Origin of the sequence: Bacillus cereus group sp. BfR-BA-01524 (assembly GCF_022662595.1) — a bacterium.
Classification (GTDB): Bacteria; Bacillota; Bacilli; order Bacillales; family Bacillaceae_G; genus Bacillus_A; species Bacillus_A thuringiensis_S.
In genome coordinates, this window is record NZ_JAKUDW010000046.1 from 21404 (window position 1) to 43830 (window position 22427).

Here is a 22427-nt window from a genome sequence, read left to right on the forward strand (position 1 = left end):
TCTATAGAAGAGGTGTTAGTAGTGGCAAAAATATTAGTAGCGGGAAAAATTCCGGAAATTGGATTAGAACTATTAAGAGATCATGATGTAGAAATGTACGATAAAGAGGAGTTAATTTCTATAGATGAATTAACAGAGCGTGTAAAAGATAAAGATGCATTGTTAAGTTTACTTTCGACAAAAGTGCCAAAAGAAGTTATTGATGCGGCACCTCATTTAAAGATTGTTGCAAACTATGGTGCTGGTTACGACAATATTGATTACACGTATGCGGGCGAAAAAGGAATTGCAGTAACGAATACACCGAAAGTATCAACGGAAGCGACTGCAGAATTAACATTTGCACTTCTTTTAGCAGCGGCGCGTAGAATTCCTGAAGGGGATACGTTATGTCGTACGACTGGATTTAACGGGTGGGCACCGTTATTTTTCTTAGGAAGAGAAGTCCACGGTAAGACAATTGGAATTATTGGTCTTGGAGAAATCGGGAAGGCTGTTGCAAAACGTGCGAAAGCATTTGGAATGGATGTTTTATATACAGGGCCAAATCGTAAACTTGAAGCTGAAAGTGAACTGGGAGCAACGTATGTGACGTTGGAAGAATTATTACAAACAGCAGACTTTATTACAATTAACTGTGCTTATAATCCAAAATTACATCATATGATTGATGAAAAGCAGTTTAAAATGATGAAGAACACAGCGTATATTGTAAATGCTTCACGTGGACCAATTATGAATGAAGCAGCACTTGCTCATGCATTAAAAACGAATGAAATTGAAGGGGCAGCTCTTGATGTGTTTGAATTTGAACCGAAAATTACAGAAGAGTTAAAAGGATTAAAGAATGTAGTACTTGCTCCACACGTAGGGAATGCAACATTTGAAACTCGTGATGCGATGGCTGAAATGGCTGTCAGAAATATTATAGCTGTATTAAATGGCGAAGAGCCAGTAACACCTGTAAATCAAAAGGTATTAGTTACAAAATAAAAAGAAACCTTCCGGACTCGGAAGGTTTCTTATTTTTCTTTATTCGTTTTTTTAGAAGGTCTTTGTCTAATGAATTGAGATAACATGTACAAAATATATAGTGGAATGGCAATGAATAAGAAAACAGAAAAATTGCCAAATCCTGTTTGATACATTGTAATAATGATTCCAACTAAAAATAGTGTAATAATGATGCTATATCGTGGAATTGGTACATCTTTTAAACTTGGGATACGAATGCGGCTCACCATTAAAAATGCGAACGTTACAAATACGGTAATAAGAACGATTTTTGGAATGGTATGTGAAAATAATGTTAAGAAAGCAACAAGCCCTCCCGCTGCTGTAATCGGTACTCCAGTGAAATATTTCATTGAAGTAGAAGATGGTGTTACATTAAATCGTGCTAAACGATATGCTCCGAAAAGAGGGAATAATCCCGCTATGTATAATCCGATGATTCCGTAGTTTGAGAAAGATGTGTAATACATTAAAACAGCAGGTGCTGCACCAAATGTTACGACATCTGCAAGCGAGTCGAGCTCTTTTCCCATTTGTGAATCAACACGTAATAAACGAGCAACACGACCATCAAGACTATCTAACATCATCCCGATAAGTACTAAAATAGCAGCTGATTTATAATATCCTAAAGATGCATAGCCGATTGATAAAAATCCGCTATATAAATTTCCGAGCGTAAATAAGTTTGGAATAGCTGCTCTATACAAAATCTGATCCCTTGCTTTCTGTAATGAATTCTTAATTAGTGTATGAAAGTTTACTTATTTTATCATACCATAAATTTATTCCTCATACGAAAGAAATTACCAATTTGTGAAAGATTTCATAGAAGGATGGTTTGAAAATTAAGTGGAAATAAAAAGAGGAAGCAACTTGTATAAAGTTGCTTCCTTTACTATTCAAATTTTGTTGTCATCGTTCCAGTTTTATATCGATTATTAGGGTCGAAGCGTAATAAATCTCCATAAATTAATTTGTCGGAGAATTTTAATTCCGTTTTTGCTTTTTCAATGTACGGCTGACATAGTGTTATATCAGTTTCTTCACCCGTACCTCTTTTGTAGCACAAATTTTTTGTATAAATATATTCGTCAGAAACAAAGCTACCATCACGCATTACCATAAGTGGGTCTTTTTCTTTAATAAATAAGTCAGTTCCAAATTCAACTGATTTATTTGTTTTAATACCAAGTAAGTGAAGGAGCGTTGGCTTAATATCAATTTGACCGGAAACTTTAGAAACAACTTTTCCTTCTTGACCAGGCACATGAATAATGAGAGGGACTCGTTGTAATTGCATAGAATCGAATGGTGTAATAGTATCTTTCCCTAGGAACTGTGCCATAGCTGCGTTATGATTTTCAGAAATACCATAATGATCACCATAAATGACAATAACGGAATTATCATACAGTCCTTCTTCTTTTAATTGTTTAATAAATAATTTAAGAGCTTCATCTGTGTAACGAACAGTTGGGAAGTAGCGGTTTACGACACCACTTTCCGAGTTGAATTCATCAACATATTGATCTTCCGGATTTAGAAGAAATGGAAAATGATTTGTTAATGTAATAAATTTTGTATAGAACGGTTGCGGTAAAGATTTTAGCTTTGGAATAGATTGTTCAAAGAACTCTTTATCTTTTAATCCCCAACCGACAGACATTTGTTCCGTTCCTGCGTAATCATTTAAATTAAAGTAACGATCATATCCAAGCGCAGGATACATTACATCCCGATTCCAAAACGTTTTATCGTTTGAATGGAAGACGGCAGAAGAATATCCGTATTTCTTTAATTGTTCTGGTGTAGCTGTGTATTCATTTGTTGCATGCGTAAAGAATACAGAACCACGATCTAGCGGATAAAGTGAGTTTTCAACGATAAATTCAGCATCAGAAGTTTTACCTTGTCCAGTTTGGTGATAGAAGTTATCGAAATAGAAACTATCCTTAATAAATTCATTTAAAAATGGTGTAATTTCTTTTCCATTTATTTTTTTATTAATAACAAAGCTTTGTGTAGATTCCATTGAAATTAAAATTACATTTTTACCTTTTGCAGCTCCAAATAAGTTTTTATCAACTTGCTTGTCTTTTGAATCTGTATAGTTTTTAATTTCAGAAAATCCATCACCACTTGCAAATACACGCTCAGCTGAAGACTTGGATTGAAGTGTAATATCAAATAGATGATATGTGTATAAACCTAAATTTTTCACGACAGTTTGACGGTCAAATGAGCGTGAGAACATTTGTGGTTTATAAATAACTGATACAACAATTTGTAGTGCTAATAAAGCTGTTACACCGCTAAAGAAAGTTCGCTTCTCTGAGCGGGAAAGTGGTGTTTTGTCGCCAAATGATGGGAATTTACGCGAAATAAACATTAAAATAATTGCATCTGCAAATAAAAGTAATGTTTTGTACGTAAAGAGTTCTTTTATACTTGTCCCTAAATCAGCCATATTGTTTGTTTGGAATAAAACCGGGAAAGTAACGAAATCGTTATAGAACCCATAAAACATTGCGTTTCCAAATAAAATAAATGACAGTATAAAACTGATTCCAATTATAATTCGGTTTCGGTGCTTAGATGCAAGTAAAGCTAAGCCGAAAAATAAAAGTAACGCAGCTAGTGGATTAATAAAAAGCATGAATTCTTCAAAGAAATTATCAATTTTAATATCAAATGCTAGCTTGTACACAATATATGTTTTAATCCATAGTAAAACGACTGCAACGAGTGCAAATCGCAGTTTTGGAAACAGATGTTGTAGCATAATATACTCCTCTCCTAAAAAGCATGACAGTTCGTGAGTCAGTTTGCTTAACGACTCATTTTATATATACGAACAGTCCTTTGTTATTATGATTATTATACTATGAGTATCATTATACGAAAATAAAAGAGAGTTGTGGGCTTTTTTATAATAATCGAGTAGAAAAAGAGTGGTGGGAGACAATAAAACAGAATTTCTATGTATGATAATTATCGTACGCAGAAAGAAGCGCGTGATAATACGGAGGTTATAATGCGAAAATTATTATATTTTATAGCATGCAGTAGTGTTATACTTTTTACTTTACCGAGTGTGTCAATAGCTCAATATGATGCACCGCTTATGGAAGATGCACTTTATTCTGTTTTATTTCCAAAAATAAATAAAGCAATTGAAAAACAATATGGAAGTTTGAAACCTTATCAATGTCCTAAAATTATTAGTTTAAAAAAAGTGTATAGCGGTACATATTTATTTCAAGCAAGTATTGAAGTGACAAAGTATGAACGTGTTGCTGGGAAAATTGCTCCACCATTTGAGAAGGTAACGATTACATTTAATAACGAAGAGGGCGAATGGGAAGTGACAAAGATTGCAGTAAAGCGCTTACCAAACGATACGAAATTAAACTGTAAAAAAACAATATAAAAAATTGTTTGACAAATAAAATGGTCCTTTGGTATTGTTAATAGCAACAATTAGATGTTTGAAAATTAAATAGACTTACCTCATCTACTCTCAAAGGTAGAGGCCGCGATAGGAAAGAGTAAGCTATGGGAGATTTAATGGAATCTGTGATCATAGGTTGAAAGGGACTATTGCCGAAATATAAGAATAACCATCTTATTCATATATTGGGACTGCATTGAATAAATGTAGTACTGTCATAAGATTTATTTTATGGAGAGCTATTTGGAGATGTTGATGCGGTTTCTTATTTTGAGGAGATAACAACTCGTTTATTTTTTCAATAATATATTTTTCCTAATAAGAAACGCGTGTGAACATTGTTCCGCGCGTTTTTTGTCTATCTAAAAGCGTGCTGCAATGAATAGAAGATTGGGGTTATGAGTTTTAGAGGAAATAAGGGAGGAATTTAAATGTATTTACACGGCACAAGCCGAATTAATGGGCAAGGACACTTAGAAATTGGAGGATGCGATACGACGCAGCTAGCAAAGCAATACGGAACACCACTTTATGTATACGATGAAGAGTCTATTCGAGGAAAATGCAGAGCATTTCATCGTGCTTTTAAAGAAAGTGGTTTCTCTTATCAAGTAGCATATGCAAGCAAGGCGTTCTTGTGCATGGAAATGTGCCGAGTAGCTCGTGAAGAGAATATGTCATTAGACGTTGTTTCTGGGGGAGAATTATATACTGCGCTCCAAGCAGGATTTCCAGCATCACGTATTCATTTTCATGGAAATAATAAAACAGAAGAAGAGATAGTGATGGCTCTTCAGGCGAATATCGGTTGTTTTGTCGTAGATAATTTCTTTGAATTAGAAGTTTTACACGATTTAGCGATGCAACATGGGAAATTTGTGAACATATTAATTCGTGTAACGCCTGGAGTAGAGGCGCACACACATGAATATATTACAACAGGCCAAGATGATTCGAAATTTGGATTTGGCGTTTCAAACGGTCAAGCGATGCAGGCAATTGGATTTGCTTTACAAAAATCCAATTATAATGTGCTAGGGATCCATTCACATATTGGGTCACAAATATTTGAAACAGCTGGTTTTGTTCGAGCGATTGAAGTTCTTCGCCAATTTTTAGAAGAAGTGAGAGAGCAAACAAACTATGTAGTAAAAGTGTTAAACGTAGGCGGGGGATTTGGAATACGCTACACAGAGTCGGATACACCATTAACTCTTGAGACATATGTGCGAGCTGTAACAAGTTCAGTGAGAGAACAATTTACTGTATGTGAATATCCATTGCCAGAAATATGGATTGAACCAGGCCGTAGCATTGTAGGTGATGCTGGGACAACAATTTATGCAGTTGGATCTGTGAAAGATATTCCTGGTATTCGGAAATATGTATCAGTCGATGGTGGAATGACAGATAATTTAAGACCTGCTTTATATAGCGCGCGTTATGAAGCAATGTTAGCGAATCGAGGGAATGATGAGAATGAGGAACTCGTTTCGATTGCGGGGAAATGCTGTGAGAGTGGAGATATGTTGATTTGGGATATTCATTTACCGAAAGTCGCTTCTACTGATTTACTAGCAGTTTCCTGTACGGGAGCATACGGGTACTCGATGGCGAATAATTACAATCGGATTCGAAGACCAGCCGTTGTCTTTGCAAAAGGCGGAACATCGCAAGTAGTTGTGGAACGCGAAACATATGAAAATATTATTGGGAACGATCGCATACGTATTAAAGAGCTTGTTTAAATAGAAAAAGGAGTTGTTCGGATGGGCAATTCCTTTTTTGTAAAATAAATAAAATATATCGGAAAACTAGGATTGAAAAAAATCAGAATTGTGATAAAATACAAATACAAAGCTTATCAAGAGAAGCGGAGGGAACTGGCCCGAAGAAGCTCGGCAACCTGCTTATAGAAAGCAAGGTGCTAAATCCAGCAAAATGGAATCCATTTTGAAAGATAAGGTAAAATATATTACCGAACAGTCTTTTCGAAATGGGAAAGATTTTTTTTATGAATAAAAAGGGGGGGCTGTTCGCGTGAGTGTACGGGAACATTTTGATGAAGTATCCGAGAAGATTGAAGCGATGCTTGCTGATATGAAATATGGTTCAATTACAATTGTTGTGCAAGATGGAAAAGTAATTCAGTTAGAGAAAAGTGAAAAAGTACGTTTAAAGTGAAAAGCGCTGACTAGAAAAACTAGAGGCGGTTTTAACCTATTTCATTAGGTTAAAACCGTCTTTTTGCTTTTACAGGGGGAAAAAACATGTTGACGTATGAAACGTGGGAAGAAAATGTTGTTTCATTTGCGGAAGGAGATGAAACGAAAGGTGCGCTATCAGTATTAAAGTGGGCTTATGAAGAATATAAAGATGAGATTGTCTACGCATGTAGCTTTGGGGTGGAAGGTATGGTATTGCTGCACCTTATAAACCAAGTAAATCCATCTGCTAAAGTTGTGTTTTTGGATACAAATGTTCATTTTCAAGAAACTTATGAATTAATTCAAAGAGTGCGGGAACGATTTCCTTCATTGAATATTATAGAAAAACAGCCAGAACTTACACTTGATGATCAGGCGAAATTGCATGGTGAAAAACTGTGGGAGAGCAATCCGAATCTTTGTTGTAAGATCAGAAAAATTTTACCTTTAGAAAAGTCATTAGTCGTGGAAAAAGCATGGATATCGGGCTTAAGAAGGGAACAATCAGAAACACGTAAGCATACAAAGTTTATAAATCAAGATCATCGTTTTCAATCTATTAAAGTTTGTCCACTCATTCATTGGACATGGAAAGAAGTTTGGCGATATGTATACAAACATAGCTTGCCGTATAACCCGTTGCATGATGTTGGCTATCCAAGTATTGGGTGTGAGAAATGTACGTTACCTGTAGGGGATGGTGGCGATTCAAGAGACGGTAGATGGGCTGGGAAAGTGAAAACCGAATGTGGTCTTCATTATCAATAAGATGAATCTTGAAATAAAGCTAAGAGAGGATATAGAAAAATGAGTACAGTAAACGAATTAGTAAACCGTATAGATGAGACATATGACGTATCACAAATTGAAAAAGAAATTAAATTAGACAATATTGCGTTAAGTGATTTAGAACTATTGGCGACAGGTGGATATAGCCCACTTACTGGTTTTTTAGGGAAGAAAGATTATGATTCAGTCGTAGAAACGCTTCGTTTAGCAAATGGTAGCGTGTGGAGTATACCAATTACATTACCGGTAACAGAAGAAGTCGCGGAAAGTCTGAAAGCTGGAGAGGAAGTAAAGCTTGTCAACAATGGAAATATATATGGTGTCATTCAAATAGAAGATATTTTTGTACCAGATAAAGAAAAAGAAGCGTTACTTGTATATAAAACAACGGATGAGGCTCATCCAGGAGTGAAAAAATTATATGAACGACCAAACGTTTACGTTGGAGGAGCTATTATTCTAACAAAACGCTTTGAAAATAATCAATTTCCTTCTTATCATTTAGACCCAATTGAAACGAGAACAGAATTTAAAAAACGTGGGTGGAAAACAGTAGTTGGATTTCAAACGAGAAACCCGGTACATCGTGCCCATGAATATATTCAAAAGTCTGCTCTTGAAATTGTAGATGGTCTCTTTTTAAATCCGCTCGTTGGGGAAACGAAATCAGATGATATTCCTGCTGATGTAAGGATGGAAAGCTATGAAGTACTCCTTCAAAACTATTATCCGAAAAATCGTGTCTTTTTAAGTGTATTTCCTGCAGCAATGCGTTACGCAGGACCAAGGGAAGCGATATTTCATGCGTTAGTAAGAAAGAATTTTGGATGCACCCACTTTATTGTAGGGCGTGATCATGCCGGAGTAGGAGACTATTATGGAACATACGAAGCGCAGGAAATCTTTACGAATTTTACGATAGAAGAGTTAGGAATTACACCACTATTCTTTGAACATAGTTTTTATTGCACGAAATGTGAAGCGATGGCTTCAACGAAAACATGTCCGCACGAAAAAGAAGATCATGTTATTTTATCGGGTACGAAAGTAAGAGAACTATTAAGAAACGGTGAGATTCCGCCAAGTACATTTAGTCGTAAAGAAGTAGTGGAAGTGCTAATTAAAGGTTTGAAAAAAGAAGTAGTAACAGAATAGGGAGAGAACGAGATGGATACGAATATTACTTGGCATACAGCTTCGGTTTCAAAAGATGAGAGAAGAGTGAAGAATGGACATCACAGTTTTGTAATTTGGTTTACTGGTCTATCAGCTTCGGGTAAATCTACAGTAGCGAATGCAGTCGCTCGTAAACTGTTCGAAAAGAATATTGGAAATTATGTGCTGGATGGGGATAACATTCGCCATGGTTTAAATAAAGACTTAGGATTTTCTGAAAGTGATCGTATGGAAAATATAAGACGTATTGGCGAAGTGGCAAAGTTATTTGTAGATCAAGGAGCAGTTGTCCTTACAGCATTTATTTCACCATTTCGAGTAGACCGCAAACAAGTAAGAGATTTATTAGCGGCAGATGAATTTGTTGAGATTTTTGTGAAGTGCCCGATTGAAGAGTGTGAGAAACGTGATCCGAAAGGACTTTATAAAAAGGCAAGAAAAGGTGATATTAAGGATTTCACAGGTATTGATTCGCCTTATGAAGAGCCAGAGCAAGCGGAATTAATTGTAGAAACGCACAAATATTCTATAGAAGAATGTGCAGAACAAATCGTGAAGTACTTACAAGAGCGTAGTTTTATATAGGGGGATTTAAAAATGAGTTATGAAAAAGTATGGGCTAACAATGAAAAATTAAATCAGACGGAGAAAAATAAATTAGAAAAAGATGGCTTAGAAATTTTTAATGATATTCCTTACTATGCGGAAAATGGATTCGAATCTATTCCGAAAGAAGAGTGGGATGCTTTTAAATGGGCAGGATTGTATTTACAACGTCCAAAAGAAGCTGGTTATTTTATGATGCGGGTAAATATTCCGTCAGGGATTATTACAAATGCGCAGGCAGAAGTACTTGCTGCCATCGCTGAGGATTATGGACGTGATGTAATAGATATTACGACGAGACAGGCGATTCAGTTTCACTGGTTAGAAATTCAGCAAATTCCAGATATTTTTAAAAGATTAGCAAGAGTTGGATTATCTTCAGCAGGGGCTTGTGGTGATATAACGCGGAATATTACAGGTAATCCGCTTGCTGGAATTGATGCAAATGAACTATTTGATACAACACATATTGTGAAAGAGGTATATGACTATTTCCAACATAATGAAGAGTTTTCTAACTTGCCACGTAAATTTAAAATGTCTATTAGTTCTAATATTTATAACTCAGCAAATGCAGAGATTAACTGTGTTGCATTTACACCTGCTACGAAAGAAATAGATGGTGAGAAAAAAGTTGGTTTTCATATAAAAGTAGGCGGAGGGTTGTCAGCCCGTCCATATTTAGCTGATGAATTAGATGTTTTCGTTTTACCAGAAGAAGTGAAGGCGGTGGCGATTGCGATTGCTACTATATTCCGTGATTTTGGATATCGTGAGAAACGTCATTTAGCACGTTTGAAATTTCTTGTTGCGGACTGGGGAGCAGAAAAATTTAAAGAGAAACTAATAGAGTATACAGGGCCTTTACAAAGTAAAGGAGAAAGTGCACTCAAAGGATGGAATGCAGGCTATTTTTATGGTGTTCAAGACCAAAAACAAGAGGGATTAAAATATGTAGGTTTTAATGTACCGGTAGGTCGTTTACATGCGGAAGAAATGTTTGAGATTGCAAGAATCGCAAAGCAATATGGAAATGGACAAATTCGTACATGTAATTCACAAAATTTCATTATTCCGAACGTTCCTCCGAAAAATGTAAAAGGATTACTTAGTGAATCGTTGTTTGAAGCGATATCTGCAAGCCCAAAATCATTTATTGGTCATGCGGTTTCATGTACCGGTATTGAATATTGTAATCTTGCACTAGTAGAAACGAAAGAAAGATTACGAAAAATTGCAGAATACTTAGATACACAAATTGCACTCGATGTTCCAGTTCGAATTCATATGGTAGGCTGCCCGAATTCATGTGGTCAACGTCAAATTGCTGACATTGGGTTACAAGGGGTGAAAATGAAAACGAAGGAAAAGGGAATTGTTGAAGCATTTGAGATATACGTTGGTGGAACGTTGTTAGATGGCGGTGCCTACAATCAAAAGTTAAAAGGAAAAATAGATGGCGAGGATTTACCTGATGTACTCGCATCATTTATAAGTTATTTCAAAGAGAATAAATTACCAGCCGAAACATTTTATGATTTTGTAGGTCGTGTTGGTGTAGACACATTACAAATAGCGTTAAATACCGTGTTAGAAGAAGTCATAGCGTCTTAGGGGGCAATATGGATTTATATCGATTTGAAGCTGTATTAGTGAGTGATATTGTTCCGATTGTTGTTGTTGCTCAAAGTGAAGAACAGGCATTTAAGCTTGCGGAGATTGAGCTTGAAAAACATTTTTTACCGTTGCCAGAGGTAAAAGAGATTTCTTTGTTTGAAAAAAAGAAAATTCGAAAAGGTGCGGCATTTGTTATTCATGAGTAGAGAGCAGTAATACGAAAAAATAAAAACTTCCATTCGTATATAAGAATGGAAGTTTCATTTTAATAGTAGAAATGAGGAGAGATGATGGGGAAGGTTTATATTGTTGGAGCGGGTCCTGGCGATCCAGATTTAATTACTGTTAAAGGATTGAAATGTATTGAGAAGGCAGATGTTATTTTATACGATCGTCTTGTGAATAAAGAGCTGCTTTCACACGCAAAGCCTGACGCGGATTTAATTTATTGCGGGAAACTCCCGAATTATCACACGATGAAGCAAGAAACAATTAATACATTTCTTATTAAGTATGCGAAAAAAGGAAAAGTTGTAACAAGGCTTAAGGGCGGCGATCCATTTGTATTTGGTAGAGGGGGAGAAGAAGCGGAAGCATTAGCAAAGCAAGGTGTACCATTTGAAATCGTCCCAGGTATTTCGTCTGGAATAGCTGCACCTGCTTATGCTGGTATTCCAGTGACGCACCGTGATGCAAGTGCAAGTTTTGCTATTGTGACTGGGCATAGGAAAGAAGGTGCTGAAGAAGAAGTGAAATGGGAAAGTTTAGCGAAAGGTGTAGAGACTTTAGCTGTATATATGGGGGTTAGTAATTTGCCCTACATATGTGAGCAACTTATGAAGCATGGAAAAGATAAAAGTACGCCAGCTGCTATTATTGAACAGGGGACGACGTCTATGCAGCGCACAGTTGTTGGGACGTTAGGAACAATTGTAGATGTTGCGAAAAAAGAGAAAATTCAAAATCCGAGCATGATTGTAATTGGAGAAGTTGTCCGTTTTAGAGAAAAAATCCATTGGTTTGAGAAGCAAACAGAAAATGCTTATCAAGTAAGTGGAGTGTTGTAAAATGAAAGCCGTCTTATATATATGTCATGGAAGTCGTTTGAAGACAGCGAAAGAAGAGGCGATTCAATTTATTACATCGTGCATGAGCCGTATAGAAGCGACTATTCAAGAAGTTTGTTTTTTAGAGTTAGCGAATCCTTCTATTGAAGAGGGTTTTCATACATGTGTGAAGCGTGGGGCCACGGAGATTATTGCTATCCCTGTTTTTTTATTAGCGGCAGGTCATGTGAAGAAAGATATTCCATTTGAATTGGTAAAGCTCAAGAATCAATATCCGAATGTTAAAGTGACTTATGGTAATCCGTTTGGTGTATCAGAAACACTTATAAAATCAGTATATAACGGAAGTGGTATTGAACAGGAAGATAAGGCTGAAGTGACCCTTCTGCTCGTTGCAAGAGGGAGTAGTGATCCTGAAGTATTACAAGATGTAAAATGGATCGCTTCTTTATTTCAAGCTGAGGAGAAAATTAAAAAAGTTGAGGTTTGTTATTTAGCGGCTGCGGAGCCAAAATTTGAGAAGAAATTGCAGGAAGTTGTAGAACGGAAAGTGGAGAATATCATTGTGCTACCTTATTTGCTATTTACAGGTTTACTTATGAAACATATTGAGAAAGAAGTGCGCCAATATAAATTGGAAAAGATAAAAATAAGTCCATATTTAGGGAAGAATGAAGCGTTTCAAGATATGTTAATTCAGAAAACGACGGAGTTATTGAAAGGAGATCAGTATGTATCCACTTACAGTGCGAGTTAATGAGAAACGCGTTGTTGTTATTGGCGGGGGGAAAGTTGCAGGGTTTAAAATTATTCCTTTACTCAAACAAGGTGCGGATATAGTTGTGATAAGTCCAGAATTGGATGCGAATTTAGTAAAACTTGTGGAAGAAAAGAAAATTCGTTGGTATCAAAGAGAATATGAAAAAAGTGATATTAAAGGTGCTTTTTTAGTTGTTGCAGCGAGTAGTGATTCAATATTAAATGAACAAGTTGCTGAAGATGCCGCAGAGAATCAATTAGTAAATGTTATTACAAATCCGGAAAGTGGTAATGTTCACTTTCCAGCAGCGATTCATCGTGGTTTGCTTAATATAGCAGTTTCTACTGGGGGAGCGAGCCCGAAGCTCGCAAAAAAAATTCGAGATGAGATTGCAAATAAATATGATGAGGCATATGAATCATATTTAGATTTTTTATATGAAGTAAGGGTGAAGTTAAAAGATTTACAGTTAGAAAAGAGGGAACGAAATATATTACTCCAAGAAGTGTTGAAATCAGTATATGTGCAAAACGAGGGGAAAAGAGAAAGTTTTTTACAAGAATTAGAAGGGAAAGTTTTAAAATAATAAAAAGTAAATTGCGCTTTACAAATATGGAAATATAATTTATAATCACAATTAACTTCAATAGATGAAATCGATGAGCAAGAAGAGTACGTATATTTGATGCGGTCAGAGAGCTGGGGTTAGGTGTGAGCCCAGTACGATAAAATATACAGAATGGGCTTGCGAGAGGTATGTTGAACATTGTAGTAGGCAACCCGGGTTCCGCCGTTAAAAGGATAGAGTATCGGAATTATTCCTGTACTTGAACAAGTGGGATTTATCAATCCAATTGAGGTGGTACCACGGTATTTACATTACATATATCGTCCTCTACATGCATATTTGCGTGTAGGGGACTTTTTTATTTTCTAAAGGAGGTGTGCGAGTATGAAATGAAAGTGTATAATTAACAGAAATTTTAATATTCAGAAAAGGAGAGTTTATGATGAAAGAAACACAGCAATGGACGTCGAAAATAGGCTTTGTACTCGCAGCAGCCGGAGCCGCAGTAGGTCTTGGTGCAATATGGAAATTTCCGTATGTTGCAGGTAATGGAGGAGGAGGCGCATTCTTCCTTGTATTTTTACTATTAACTTTATTTATAGGTATGCCTCTTCTAATAGCGGAGTTTGTTATTGGACGTAGCACGCAAAAAGAGGCGGTTACAGCTTATAAAGTACTAGTGCCAAATAGCAAATTATATCCTTGGATTGGTCGTATGGGAGTTGTTACTTGTTTTAGTGTACTATCTTTTTATAGTGTTGTAGGTGGATGGATTTTACTTTATTTATATTATAGTGTGACAGGAAGTTTCTGGAATGGAGTAGCTGATTATGGACAATTGTTCGGTGAAACGATTTCAAATCCGTTAAGTGCGATTGGAGCACAATTTATCTTTATGCTTTGTACGATTTTTGTTGTAAGTAAAGGTGTAGAGAAAGGTATAGAAAAGGCAAGTAAGTACATGATGCCGCTATTATTTATTTTATTTATTGCAATTATTGTTCGTGCGTTAACACTCGATGGTGCTTTGGCTGGAGTAGAGTTCTTCTTAAAACCAGATTTTTCAAAGCTTACAGCAGATACGGTTTTATATGCGATGGGACAATCTTTCTTCTCTCTAACAGTAGGTGCATCCGTAATGGTAACGTATAGTTCTTATTTAAAGAAAGAAGAACATTTAGCGAAATCAGCAACATCGATTGTAAGTTTAACTGTTTTTGTTACAGTACTTGCAGGATTAGCAATCTTCCCAGCGATTTTCGCATTAGGAGTTAAACCGACTGAAGGACCGGGATTACTGTTTATCGTCCTTCCAGCAGTATTTGCAAAAATACCATTTGGTCAATTTTTCTTTATTATGTTTTTAATTTTATTCTTCTTTGCGACTTTAACTTCTGCCATTTCAATGCTTGAAATTGTAGTAGCATCTGTTGCGAAAGGTAACGAGAAGAAGCGTCCGTCAGCATCATTATTAATTGGTATTCTTATTTTTGCGGTCGGTATTCCATCAGCGTTATCATTTGGGATTATGAGTGACGTGAAAATATTTGGAAAAACATTCTTTGATTTAGTCGACTTTTCGGTAAGTAACGTATTGTTACCGTTAGGAGTACTAGCTATTTCATTATTTGTACCAAATAAAATGAGTAAAGAGTTGTTGATGAAAGAATTAGAAGTGACGGAAACGAAGGGGAAAACGTTATTTAACATTTGGTTCTTCTTACTTCGTTATGTTATTCCGGTAACTGTAATAATTGTATTTTTAAATGCTATAGGCATATTTAAAATGTTTGCATAATAAAAAGACGGAGAAATCTCCGTCTTTTTATTATGTTGTAGAAGTATTTAATAAACGATTATATGCTTTATAAGCTGTGACGACTGCGATGAATGAACCGATTAAAAATAACGCTGAGCCGCCAAATGTAAATATTCGGCCAATAAACGTTTCCCTAGCTTCTTCTATTTCTTGTTGTAATTGTGTATTCATATTAATCACCCCGTAAACTATAGGCATTTAGTTATAGTCTATGTAGAATGCCTATAGTGTGTGAAGTGTAAATAAAAAACCTCGGTAGGCACCGAGGTTTTTTATAATCCGATATAAGGAGATGGATCAACTGCGTTTGTCTTGCCGACATTCCATTCTCCAAGATGAAGTTCGAAGTGTAAATGTTGTCCGTATGATTGGCCCGTGTTCCCCATAAATCCAAGCTGATCGCCTTGTTTTACAGTTTGTCCATTCGATACAGAACGGCTATTCATATGAGCATATACTGTCGTATATGTTTTTCCGTTTATACGGTGAGATAAATACACTACGTTTCCGTAACTAGATGATAATTCTGAACGAATAACAACGCCATCTGCAGCGGCGATAATTGGAACCGTTCCCGAAGCAGCGATGTCAATTCCTTTATGGTTATCTAAAGAACGTACACCAAATCCGGAAGTTTTTGATCCAGCTGCTGGTTTGATAAAGCCACCGATATTTGTATCATGTGGTGTTGGGGCTGCTTGAGTTGCTTGAGCAGATTTAGTAGCTTGTTGTTTGCGAGCCTCCTCTGCCTGGCGAGCTTCTTCCGCTTTACGAGCTTCTTCGGCCCGTTTTTCTTCTTCAATTGCTTTTTGAACAGCTTGACGCTGATTTTCTAAAATGCCTTTGGATTCTTCTAATCCTTCAATCTCTGAATCTACTTTTGCTACTTTCGTATGTAGATCGTTAATAAGAGTTTGTTGCTGTTGTTGGTTATTTTGTAATTCTTGCTGTTTTTGTTCTAGTTTTTGCTCAGATTCTTTTAGTTGTTGTTCTTTTTTCTCAACAGCCTCTTTTTCTGTAGTTACAGCATTTTGATCAGATGTTTGTTTTTTTACAATATCTGTATCATTGTTTAATATTAAACTTACGGAGTACATATTATCAACAAGATCGGCAATATTTGAAGAATTTGTTAGTACCTCTGTAATGATATTTGTACGAGGTTTTTCTTGCATAGATTGTAATCGTTGTTTAATAACTTCCTGACGTGTATCTATGTTTGTTTGTAATTGTTCAATATGTTTCTTTTTGTCAGTAATTACTTGTTGAGTTTTGCTAATTTCTTTTTTTGTATCGTTTAATTCAGCCTCGTTTTTATTAATAGAAGTAGTTAATTCATCGATTTTCTTCTGTAATTCTTGAATTTCTTTTTCTATTTGTTCTTTCTCGACTGATTTATTTTGTAAGTCACTTTGTTTGCCTTCTAATTCAGATTGAATGTTAGATAATTTATCTTGATTTGTTTCAGCGTATACGGGTGAAAGTAACGGGGAAGCAAAAATCGTTCCTGCTGCTAAAACACTAAACGCTGCAAATTTCTTTTTCATAGTTGTCTGACTCCTTTCCCTATGAATGTTATATATCATAAGAAGAAGAGTGTCTATCGTTGTAATCATAATGTAAAGAAAACTTTATAAAATTGCTAAGTTTTGTCGGAATTTATCATTTTTCAACTTTAATTGTCATAGTACTTACATGTTATTTACTTGTGTAACAAAGGTATATTTTGGGGTTTATCTGTGAAATTAAGGAGAAAACTAAGAGTTTTTATGAGGTGAAATATTACTTGAAAAGCTAATAAAAAACTAGTGAGGAATCGTTCTCATGTGAGGTTTTCTGACATGAGTCTACTTTTTGTCAAGAAAATTATTTGTGTTCGGGCAAACTTATTTTGTTGTCAGATTTTAATTTTTGATTTATGATTTTTAACAGGGACAAAATGTAGTGAATTGTCGAATAATATGTAATACTCTTAATTTCAAGTTTTATAGAGATAGAATGAGAGATAGAGTGAAACATCGAAGAGGGGGTTACAACAAATATGAAAAGAATAGGACTTGCATGGCAAATATTAATAGGACTTGCGCTTGGTATTGCAGTTGGGGCGATTTTCTTTGGCAATCCGGCGGTAGTGAGTTATTTACAACCAATTGGTGATATTTTCATCCGATTAATTAAAATGATCGTTGTACCGATTGTTGTAGCAAGTATTGTTGTTGGGGTTGCTGGTGTTGGCGATGTAAAAAAATTGGGCCGACTAGGCGGAAAAACAATTATTTACTTTGAAATTATTACAACAATTGCAATTATTGTCGGTCTATTAATTGCGAATATTTTCCAACCAGGAAAAGGCGTAAATATGGAGCAGTTAACAAAGACAGATATTTCGAAATATACACATACGACAGAGCAAGTACAAAGTCATTCATTTGCAGATACATTTGTAAATATTGTTCCAACGAACATTATGAAGTCATTAGCTGACGGAGATATGCTTGCTATTATCTTCTTCTCTGTATTATTTGGTTTAGGTGTAGCAGCAATTGGTGAAAGAGGAAGACCGGTTCTTCAATTTTTCCAAGGTGTAGCTGATGCGATGTTTTACGTAACAAACCAAGTTATGAAATTTGCACCATTTGGTGTGTTTGCGCTAATTGGAGTTACAGTTTCTACATTTGGTCTTGCTTCATTAATTCCATTAGGAAAATTACTAATTGTTGTATATGGAGCAATGATCTTCTTCGTTGTAGTTGTCTTAGGACTTACAGCGAAAATATTTGGAATTAACATTTTCCAATTCTTTAAGATTTTAAAAGACGAGCTGATTTTAGCATATTCTACAGCAAGTTCAGAAACAGTTTTACCAAAAATCATGGAGAAAATGGAGAAATTCGGTTGCCCGAAAGCAATTACATCTTTCGTTATTCCGACAGGTTATTCATTTAACTTAGATGGATCAACTTTATATCAAGCGATTGCGGCTATTTTCTTGGCGCAAATGTACGGTATTGAGTTATCTATTACGCAACAAATTACATTATTACTTGTATTAATGGTTACATCAAAAGGTATTGCAGGTGTACCGGGCGTATCATTCGTTGTATTATTAGCGACACTTGGTACAGTAGGTATTCCACCTGAAGGTTTAGCGTTCATTGCTGGTATTGACCGTATTTTAGATATGGCTCGTACAGCAGTTAACGTTGTAGGAAACTCTTTAGCAGCTGTAGTTATGTCTAAGTGGGAAGGTCAATATGACGCTGAAAAAGGACAAGCTTATTTGAAAGAGATTTCTGAAAAAGGTCAAGCAGCTTAATTATAATATGAACAAGCTCTCACATAATATGTGGGAGCTTTTCTGTATATAGAAGAGGAGCAGACATAATGAAACGTAAATATGGTGATGGTTCTTCGTGGAAGAGACTAATAGAAAAGGGTTATACGGTTAAGCAAGTAGAAGAGGGAATGCTCGGAATACTGGATATAAAAAAGGTGAGAGAGCCTAGTTGTAAAGAATATGATGGTAAAGAAATTTGTATTGCAGGTAATGGGTATACATGGGTTCAATATTTTATTAATGGAAAGAACTTTGCGATTACAGCTATGTTAGATGATAGGCACAATTTAGTGCAATATTATATTGATGTGACGAAAGAATATGAAATAGATGACCGTGGTTTACCGTATTTTGATGATTTATATTTAGATGTAGTATTATTACCTAGCGGTAAGGTGTATGTATTAGATGAAGAGGAGCTAGAGGACGCTTATAAAAGTGGCGATGTCACGAAGGAAGATTATGAGCTAGCTTGGTACACGACGAAATGGATATTAGCAACAATAAAAAATAGTGAATTTTATTGGATTTCAATATTGGAAGAAGAAATCGAAAAGTTAAAATGATTATTGTATTCAAATTTTTGTATAATTACCAAAAAAATCTATACAAAAAATAATTGACTTTTGTTTTGTAAGCGAGTAAAGTTAGGGAAGAAATTATTATTAAAAAATAAATATGAAACCTTCTTATAAAGAGAGGCGGAGGGACTGGCCCTACGATGCCTCGGCAGCGGACTCGATTTCAGAGTGCTGTGCCAAATCCAGCAAGCGTGTGCTTGAAAGATGAGAAGAGTGTTTCTTATAGATGTATAAGACCTCTTCTCGTCGGAAGAGGTCTTTTGTTATTCATTAGAAAAAAGGTTGAAACTAGGGAGAGATGGTACTTTGAAAGAAACGAGAGGAAATGGTTTAGCTTTATTACCACTTGGGATATTTTTGGCGCTATTTATTGGTTCTGGAATTATTACAGGTGATTTCTATAAATTGCCGATACTTGTAGCGATTTCAATTGCTGTAGGAGTCGCTTTAGTGATGAATCGTAAAGAAAGTTTTAATGTGAAAGTCGAGCGGTTCGCTAAAGGTGCAGGAAATCCGGATATTATGATTATGGTATTAATTTTTGTGCTTGCAGGTGCATTTTCTGAAACTGCTAAAGGAATGGGTGGAGTAGACTCAACTGTTAATTTAGCGTTAACTATTTTGCCACCAGGATTTATCGTAGCTGGAATCTTTGTTATTGGTGCATTTATTTCATTAGCGATGGGAACATCAATGGGAACAATTGCAGCATTAGCACCGATTGCTGTAGGTATTAGTGGTCAAACTGATATCTCAATTGCACTTGCGATGGCTACTGTTGTTGGCGGAGCGATGTTTGGTGATAATTTATCATTTATTTCAGATACAACAATCGCAGCTGTTCGTTCACAAGGAACAGAAATGAAAGATAAGTTTAAAACGAACTTTTTAATTGTATTACCAGCGGCTATTATTACAATTGTACTATTAGTAATAGTTACTTCAGGAAGTGATACGCAGATTAAAGCGCATAGCTTTGAGTGGATAAAGATTTTACCGTACGCAGGAGTACTTATTACAGCGCTACTTGGCTGGAATGTACTTATTGTATTAACTGGTGGAACTGTACTATCTGGTGTTATCGGTCTTATAGATGGAAGTTACACGTTAGAAAGTTTCTTTAAAAGTGTAACGACTGGAATGGGCGGTATGATGGAGTTAGTGTTACTTGCTATATTAATTGGCGGTATGGTTGAATTAATCCAATATAATGGTGGTATTCAATATTTAATGAATGTATTAACTCGTAATATTCGTTCGAAAAAAGGAGCAGAATTTGGTATTGCTGGTTTAGTGAGTATGACGAATATGTGTACAGCGAATAATACAATTTCAATTATCTTTACAGGCCCGCTTGCAAAAAATATTGCAGATCAATATGAAATAGACCCTCGTAAATCAGCGAGTGTATTAGATCTTTTCTCATGTTGTGTGCAAGGGTTAATTCCATACGGTGCCCAAATGTTAACGGCAGCAGGATTTGCAGCGTTATCTCCGGTTGAATTGTTACCATATGCATTTTATCCAATTTTAGTTGGAGTATGTGGGATTGTTTCTATTTTAATTGGGTTTCCAAGGTTTTCGAAAGTAGCTGAGAAAAAAGAGTATCATAAAACAGCTTAATTTAATATGAACGTTAGTAATTAAAAAACGTGCAGAGAATAGACTCTGCACGTTTTTTTTGCGTAAAGGGCTGAATATGACTCGGTCTTAAGTCTGAGTTAAAAACGGTTCTTAAGCTCGTTATGGAAAGATGAAAAAATAGTTAAGATAAGAGTATCAAATCGAAGGGAGGCAAGCACAAGATGAAACAATTTCTAGCGTTTATCGCAGCCGGTATTTTGGCTTTAATTGCTCTTGGTAGTCTTGCTGGTATTGTAGGATTCGCAATCGGAGCAGGAGTTGTATATTGGAGCTATAAATCATTTGTGCGAGCTAAGTCATTTTTTGGAAAGTTAGCTTGGGGTATTGTTGGTTTAATCGGTTTATCCATTGCACTTTCTCATTCACCAGCATTAATCGGTATCGCTGCTTTAGTGGTTTTATACTACGGATACCGTGAGTGGAAAAAAGAAAAAGATGTAGTTGTTGAGTCTGCTCCAGAAAGTTCTAAACCATATAGCAACTTTGAAGATGAGTGGAACAAATTAATGAAAAACTAAAACAATAAATCAAATTATAAATAAAGTAGAAGAGAGGAAGATTTATAATGAAACAATCTTTATTCGGACGTGTACGCGATGCAATTTTAGCTGATTTTCATAATGTGTTAGATGAGAAGGAAAGAAAAAATCCAATTGCGATGTTAAACCAATATTTACGTGATAGTGAGCGTGAAATAACAAAAATTGAGAAGTTAATTGAACGTCATAAAACATTAAAATCTAACTTTGCTCGTGAGCTTGAGCAAGCACGCTATTTCGTTAACAAAAGATCAAAGCAAGCTATCATTGCTCAAGAAGCAGGCGAATTACAATTGCACGAACGTGCTTTAGAAGAGGTAGCTTATTATGAAGGGCAAGTAACTCGATTAGAAGAAATGTATGCAGGTGTTGTAGAGCAAATTGATGAGTTAGAGCGTCGTCTTTCTGAAATGAAAAATAAATTAAAAGAAATGCACGCAAAGCGTATGGAACTAATGGCACGTGAAAATATGGCACATGCAAATCGTCGTATGAATACTGCGATGCATAAAATGGATGAAAATAATCCGTTCTTACGATTTGAAGAAATTGAAGATCACATTCGTGACTTAGAAACTCGTATGAATGAAGAGCATGAGCGTGACACATTTGATATGAAAATTGCAAAACTTGAGCGTGAAATGAAGGAAAAGAATGATGTATCGTTAACGAAAGAGTTAACAAAATAATAGTAGTATATTATAAAACAGGCTTATGATATAGTGATAGGAGAAAAGGTGTTGGAAAGCAATGCCTTTTCTTCTATGTATATGTGACAAGAAGGGGGGGAGCTGAAATGAAGAAACATTTTTCAAAGACACAATTAATGGGGATGCTCCTCATCATATTTGGATTCGGTCTTTTTCTTGATATGATACTTGGACATTTTGAACCAGGTGGTCTCATTTTTGCATTTATTATGCTTATGTTTGGAAGGCATTATCGTAAAAAGAATCGTTATGTACGGGGAAATGTATTTTTATTTGTTGGTGGTATCGTATTTTTATTCTTCTTATTTTCATCAGCAGCATTTGTTCTTGTCGTATTTGCTTGTTTAGCTTTAATTGGTTATCAATTGATTCAACAAGGACATCAGCAAAAAGCAATGAAGGTTGAAATTAAAGAAAAAGGGATTATAGACGAAGAGAAGCAAATATATCGTACAGAACCATATTTGAAAAATATGTTTGTAGGCAATGTACGAATGATGGATCATATTTATGAACTTGAGGATATTAATGTTCAATAT

At 35.6% G+C, this 22427-nt stretch carries 22 protein-coding genes, 1 pseudogene, 3 riboswitches and 1 other annotated feature; of the genes and pseudogenes, 19 read left to right on the forward strand and 4 right to left on the reverse strand.

Translation table 11 applies throughout. The features are described 5' to 3' along the window. The first annotated feature begins 21 nt into the window (after nt 1–21). On the forward strand, nt 22–993 hold the full coding sequence (locus tag MR170_RS17380) for an NAD(P)-dependent oxidoreductase (RefSeq protein WP_016082326.1): 972 nt from the start codon (nt 22–24) through the stop codon (nt 991–993). Between the two features lie 29 nt (nt 994–1022). On the opposite strand, the gene pssA is transcribed toward MR170_RS17380, so the two are convergent. After that, nucleotides 1023–1724 (reverse strand): CDP-diacylglycerol--serine O-phosphatidyltransferase, encoded by a 702-nt coding sequence (gene pssA / locus MR170_RS17385; RefSeq protein WP_000285418.1) that lies wholly within the window; start codon nt 1722–1724, stop codon nt 1023–1025. A 188-nt stretch (nt 1725–1912) separates the two neighbouring features. Continuing rightward, nucleotides 1913–3799 carry an LTA synthase family protein gene (locus MR170_RS17390; RefSeq protein WP_242308776.1) on the reverse strand — a complete coding sequence of 629 codons (1887 nt, stop codon included), beginning with the start codon at nt 3797–3799 and terminating at the stop codon, nt 1913–1915. A 252-nt stretch (nt 3800–4051) separates the two neighbouring features. Here MR170_RS17390 and MR170_RS17395 point away from each other — a divergent pair, with 252 nt between their 5' ends. The 12 genes from MR170_RS17395 to MR170_RS17450 all read left to right on the forward strand — a co-directional run bounded on the left by MR170_RS17395 (nt 4052) and on the right by MR170_RS17450 (nt 15056). After that, nucleotides 4052–4447: a DUF3888 domain-containing protein gene (locus tag MR170_RS17395; protein WP_242308778.1), complete on the forward strand. Its 396-nt coding sequence runs from the start codon at nt 4052–4054 to the stop codon at nt 4445–4447. Nucleotides 4448–4536: 89 nt separating this feature from the next. Further along, a riboswitch (Lysine riboswitch) is annotated at nt 4537–4718 on the forward strand. 181 nt (nt 4719–4899) lie between these two features. Continuing rightward, nucleotides 4900–6216 carry a diaminopimelate decarboxylase gene (lysA, locus tag MR170_RS17400; protein WP_242308780.1) on the forward strand — a complete coding sequence of 439 codons (1317 nt, stop codon included), beginning with the start codon at nt 4900–4902 and terminating at the stop codon, nt 6214–6216. Between the two features lie 110 nt (nt 6217–6326). Continuing rightward, nucleotides 6327–6435: riboswitch (SAM riboswitch) on the forward strand. A gap of 73 nt (nt 6436–6508) precedes the next feature. Continuing rightward, nucleotides 6509–6652: a YezD family protein gene (locus tag MR170_RS17405; RefSeq protein WP_000116158.1), complete on the forward strand. Its 144-nt coding sequence runs from the start codon at nt 6509–6511 to the stop codon at nt 6650–6652. Between the two features lie 86 nt (nt 6653–6738). Further along, on the forward strand, nt 6739–7443 hold the full coding sequence (locus tag MR170_RS17410) for a phosphoadenylyl-sulfate reductase (protein WP_242308782.1): 705 nt from the start codon (nt 6739–6741) through the stop codon (nt 7441–7443). A 39-nt stretch (nt 7444–7482) separates the two neighbouring features. Further along, a complete protein-coding gene (gene sat, locus MR170_RS17415) occupies nt 7483–8619 on the forward strand; it encodes a sulfate adenylyltransferase (protein ID WP_048563676.1) in 1137 nt (378 codons plus the stop codon). A 12-nt stretch (nt 8620–8631) separates the two neighbouring features. Further along, on the forward strand, nt 8632–9225 hold the full coding sequence (gene cysC, locus MR170_RS17420) for an adenylyl-sulfate kinase (protein ID WP_016082320.1): 594 nt from the start codon (nt 8632–8634) through the stop codon (nt 9223–9225). A gap of 12 nt (nt 9226–9237) precedes the next feature. After that, nucleotides 9238–10860 carry a nitrite/sulfite reductase gene (locus MR170_RS17425; RefSeq protein WP_242308783.1) on the forward strand — a complete coding sequence of 541 codons (1623 nt, stop codon included), beginning with the start codon at nt 9238–9240 and terminating at the stop codon, nt 10858–10860. A gap of 8 nt (nt 10861–10868) precedes the next feature. Further along, nucleotides 10869–11069 carry a DUF3906 family protein gene (locus tag MR170_RS17430; RefSeq protein WP_000366918.1) on the forward strand — a complete coding sequence of 67 codons (201 nt, stop codon included), beginning with the start codon at nt 10869–10871 and terminating at the stop codon, nt 11067–11069. Nucleotides 11070–11153: 84 nt separating this feature from the next. Beyond that, a complete protein-coding gene (gene cobA / locus MR170_RS17435; protein ID WP_043936111.1) occupies nt 11154–11930 on the forward strand; it encodes a uroporphyrinogen-III C-methyltransferase in 777 nt (258 codons plus the stop codon). A 1-nt stretch (nt 11931) separates the two neighbouring features. Further along, complete coding sequence (locus MR170_RS17440; RefSeq protein WP_016082317.1) at nt 11932–12687, forward strand: sirohydrochlorin chelatase; 756 nt, start codon at nt 11932–11934, stop codon at nt 12685–12687. Then, nucleotides 12662–13276 carry an NAD(P)-binding protein gene (locus MR170_RS17445; RefSeq protein WP_016082316.1) on the forward strand — a complete coding sequence of 205 codons (615 nt, stop codon included), beginning with the start codon at nt 12662–12664 and terminating at the stop codon, nt 13274–13276. Before MR170_RS17440 ends, MR170_RS17445 begins: the two co-directional genes overlap by 26 nt. A 64-nt stretch (nt 13277–13340) precedes the next feature. Then, nucleotides 13341–13589 (forward strand) — a binding site (T-box leader). Between the two features lie 111 nt (nt 13590–13700). Then, nucleotides 13701–15056: a sodium-dependent transporter gene (locus MR170_RS17450; RefSeq protein WP_043936112.1), complete on the forward strand. Its 1356-nt coding sequence runs from the start codon at nt 13701–13703 to the stop codon at nt 15054–15056. Between the two features lie 30 nt (nt 15057–15086). Here the strand turns inward: MR170_RS17450 and MR170_RS17455 are convergent, their stop codons facing one another. Further along, nucleotides 15087–15248, reverse strand: a complete 162-nt coding sequence (locus MR170_RS17455) for a hypothetical protein (protein WP_172452168.1) — start codon at nt 15246–15248, stop codon at nt 15087–15089. Nucleotides 15249–15349: 101 nt separating this feature from the next. Next, nucleotides 15350–16624, reverse strand: a complete 1275-nt coding sequence (locus MR170_RS17460; RefSeq protein ID WP_029441822.1) for a murein hydrolase activator EnvC family protein — start codon at nt 16622–16624, stop codon at nt 15350–15352. Between the two features lie 494 nt (nt 16625–17118). On the opposite strand from MR170_RS17460, the gene gltP reads away from it, so the two are divergent. The 6 genes and pseudogenes from gltP to MR170_RS17490 form a co-directional block, all read left to right on the forward strand. Further along, the gene (gene gltP / locus MR170_RS17465) at nt 17119–18393 is read left to right on the forward strand and encodes a glutamate/aspartate:proton symporter GltP (protein ID WP_016082313.1); all 1275 of its coding nucleotides are present in this window, start codon (nt 17119–17121) and stop codon (nt 18391–18393) included. Between the two features lie 68 nt (nt 18394–18461). Continuing rightward, complete coding sequence (locus MR170_RS17470) at nt 18462–18980, forward strand: ribonuclease FAU-1 family protein (protein WP_029441823.1); 519 nt, start codon at nt 18462–18464, stop codon at nt 18978–18980. Between the two features lie 120 nt (nt 18981–19100). Beyond that, nucleotides 19101–19206: riboswitch (SAM riboswitch) on the forward strand. A 95-nt stretch (nt 19207–19301) separates the two neighbouring features. Beyond that, a complete protein-coding gene (locus tag MR170_RS17475; protein WP_016082311.1) occupies nt 19302–20618 on the forward strand; it encodes a Na+/H+ antiporter NhaC family protein in 1317 nt (438 codons plus the stop codon). Nucleotides 20619–20800: 182 nt separating this feature from the next. Beyond that, a complete protein-coding gene (locus MR170_RS17480; protein WP_000808640.1) occupies nt 20801–21157 on the forward strand; it encodes a lmo0954 family membrane protein in 357 nt (118 codons plus the stop codon). A gap of 47 nt (nt 21158–21204) precedes the next feature. Next, complete coding sequence (locus MR170_RS17485; RefSeq protein WP_000814127.1) at nt 21205–21867, forward strand: PspA/IM30 family protein; 663 nt, start codon at nt 21205–21207, stop codon at nt 21865–21867. 107 nt (nt 21868–21974) lie between these two features. Continuing rightward, nucleotides 21975–22427 (forward strand): annotated as a pseudogene (locus MR170_RS17490) (cell wall-active antibiotics response protein LiaF); the annotation flags it as partial.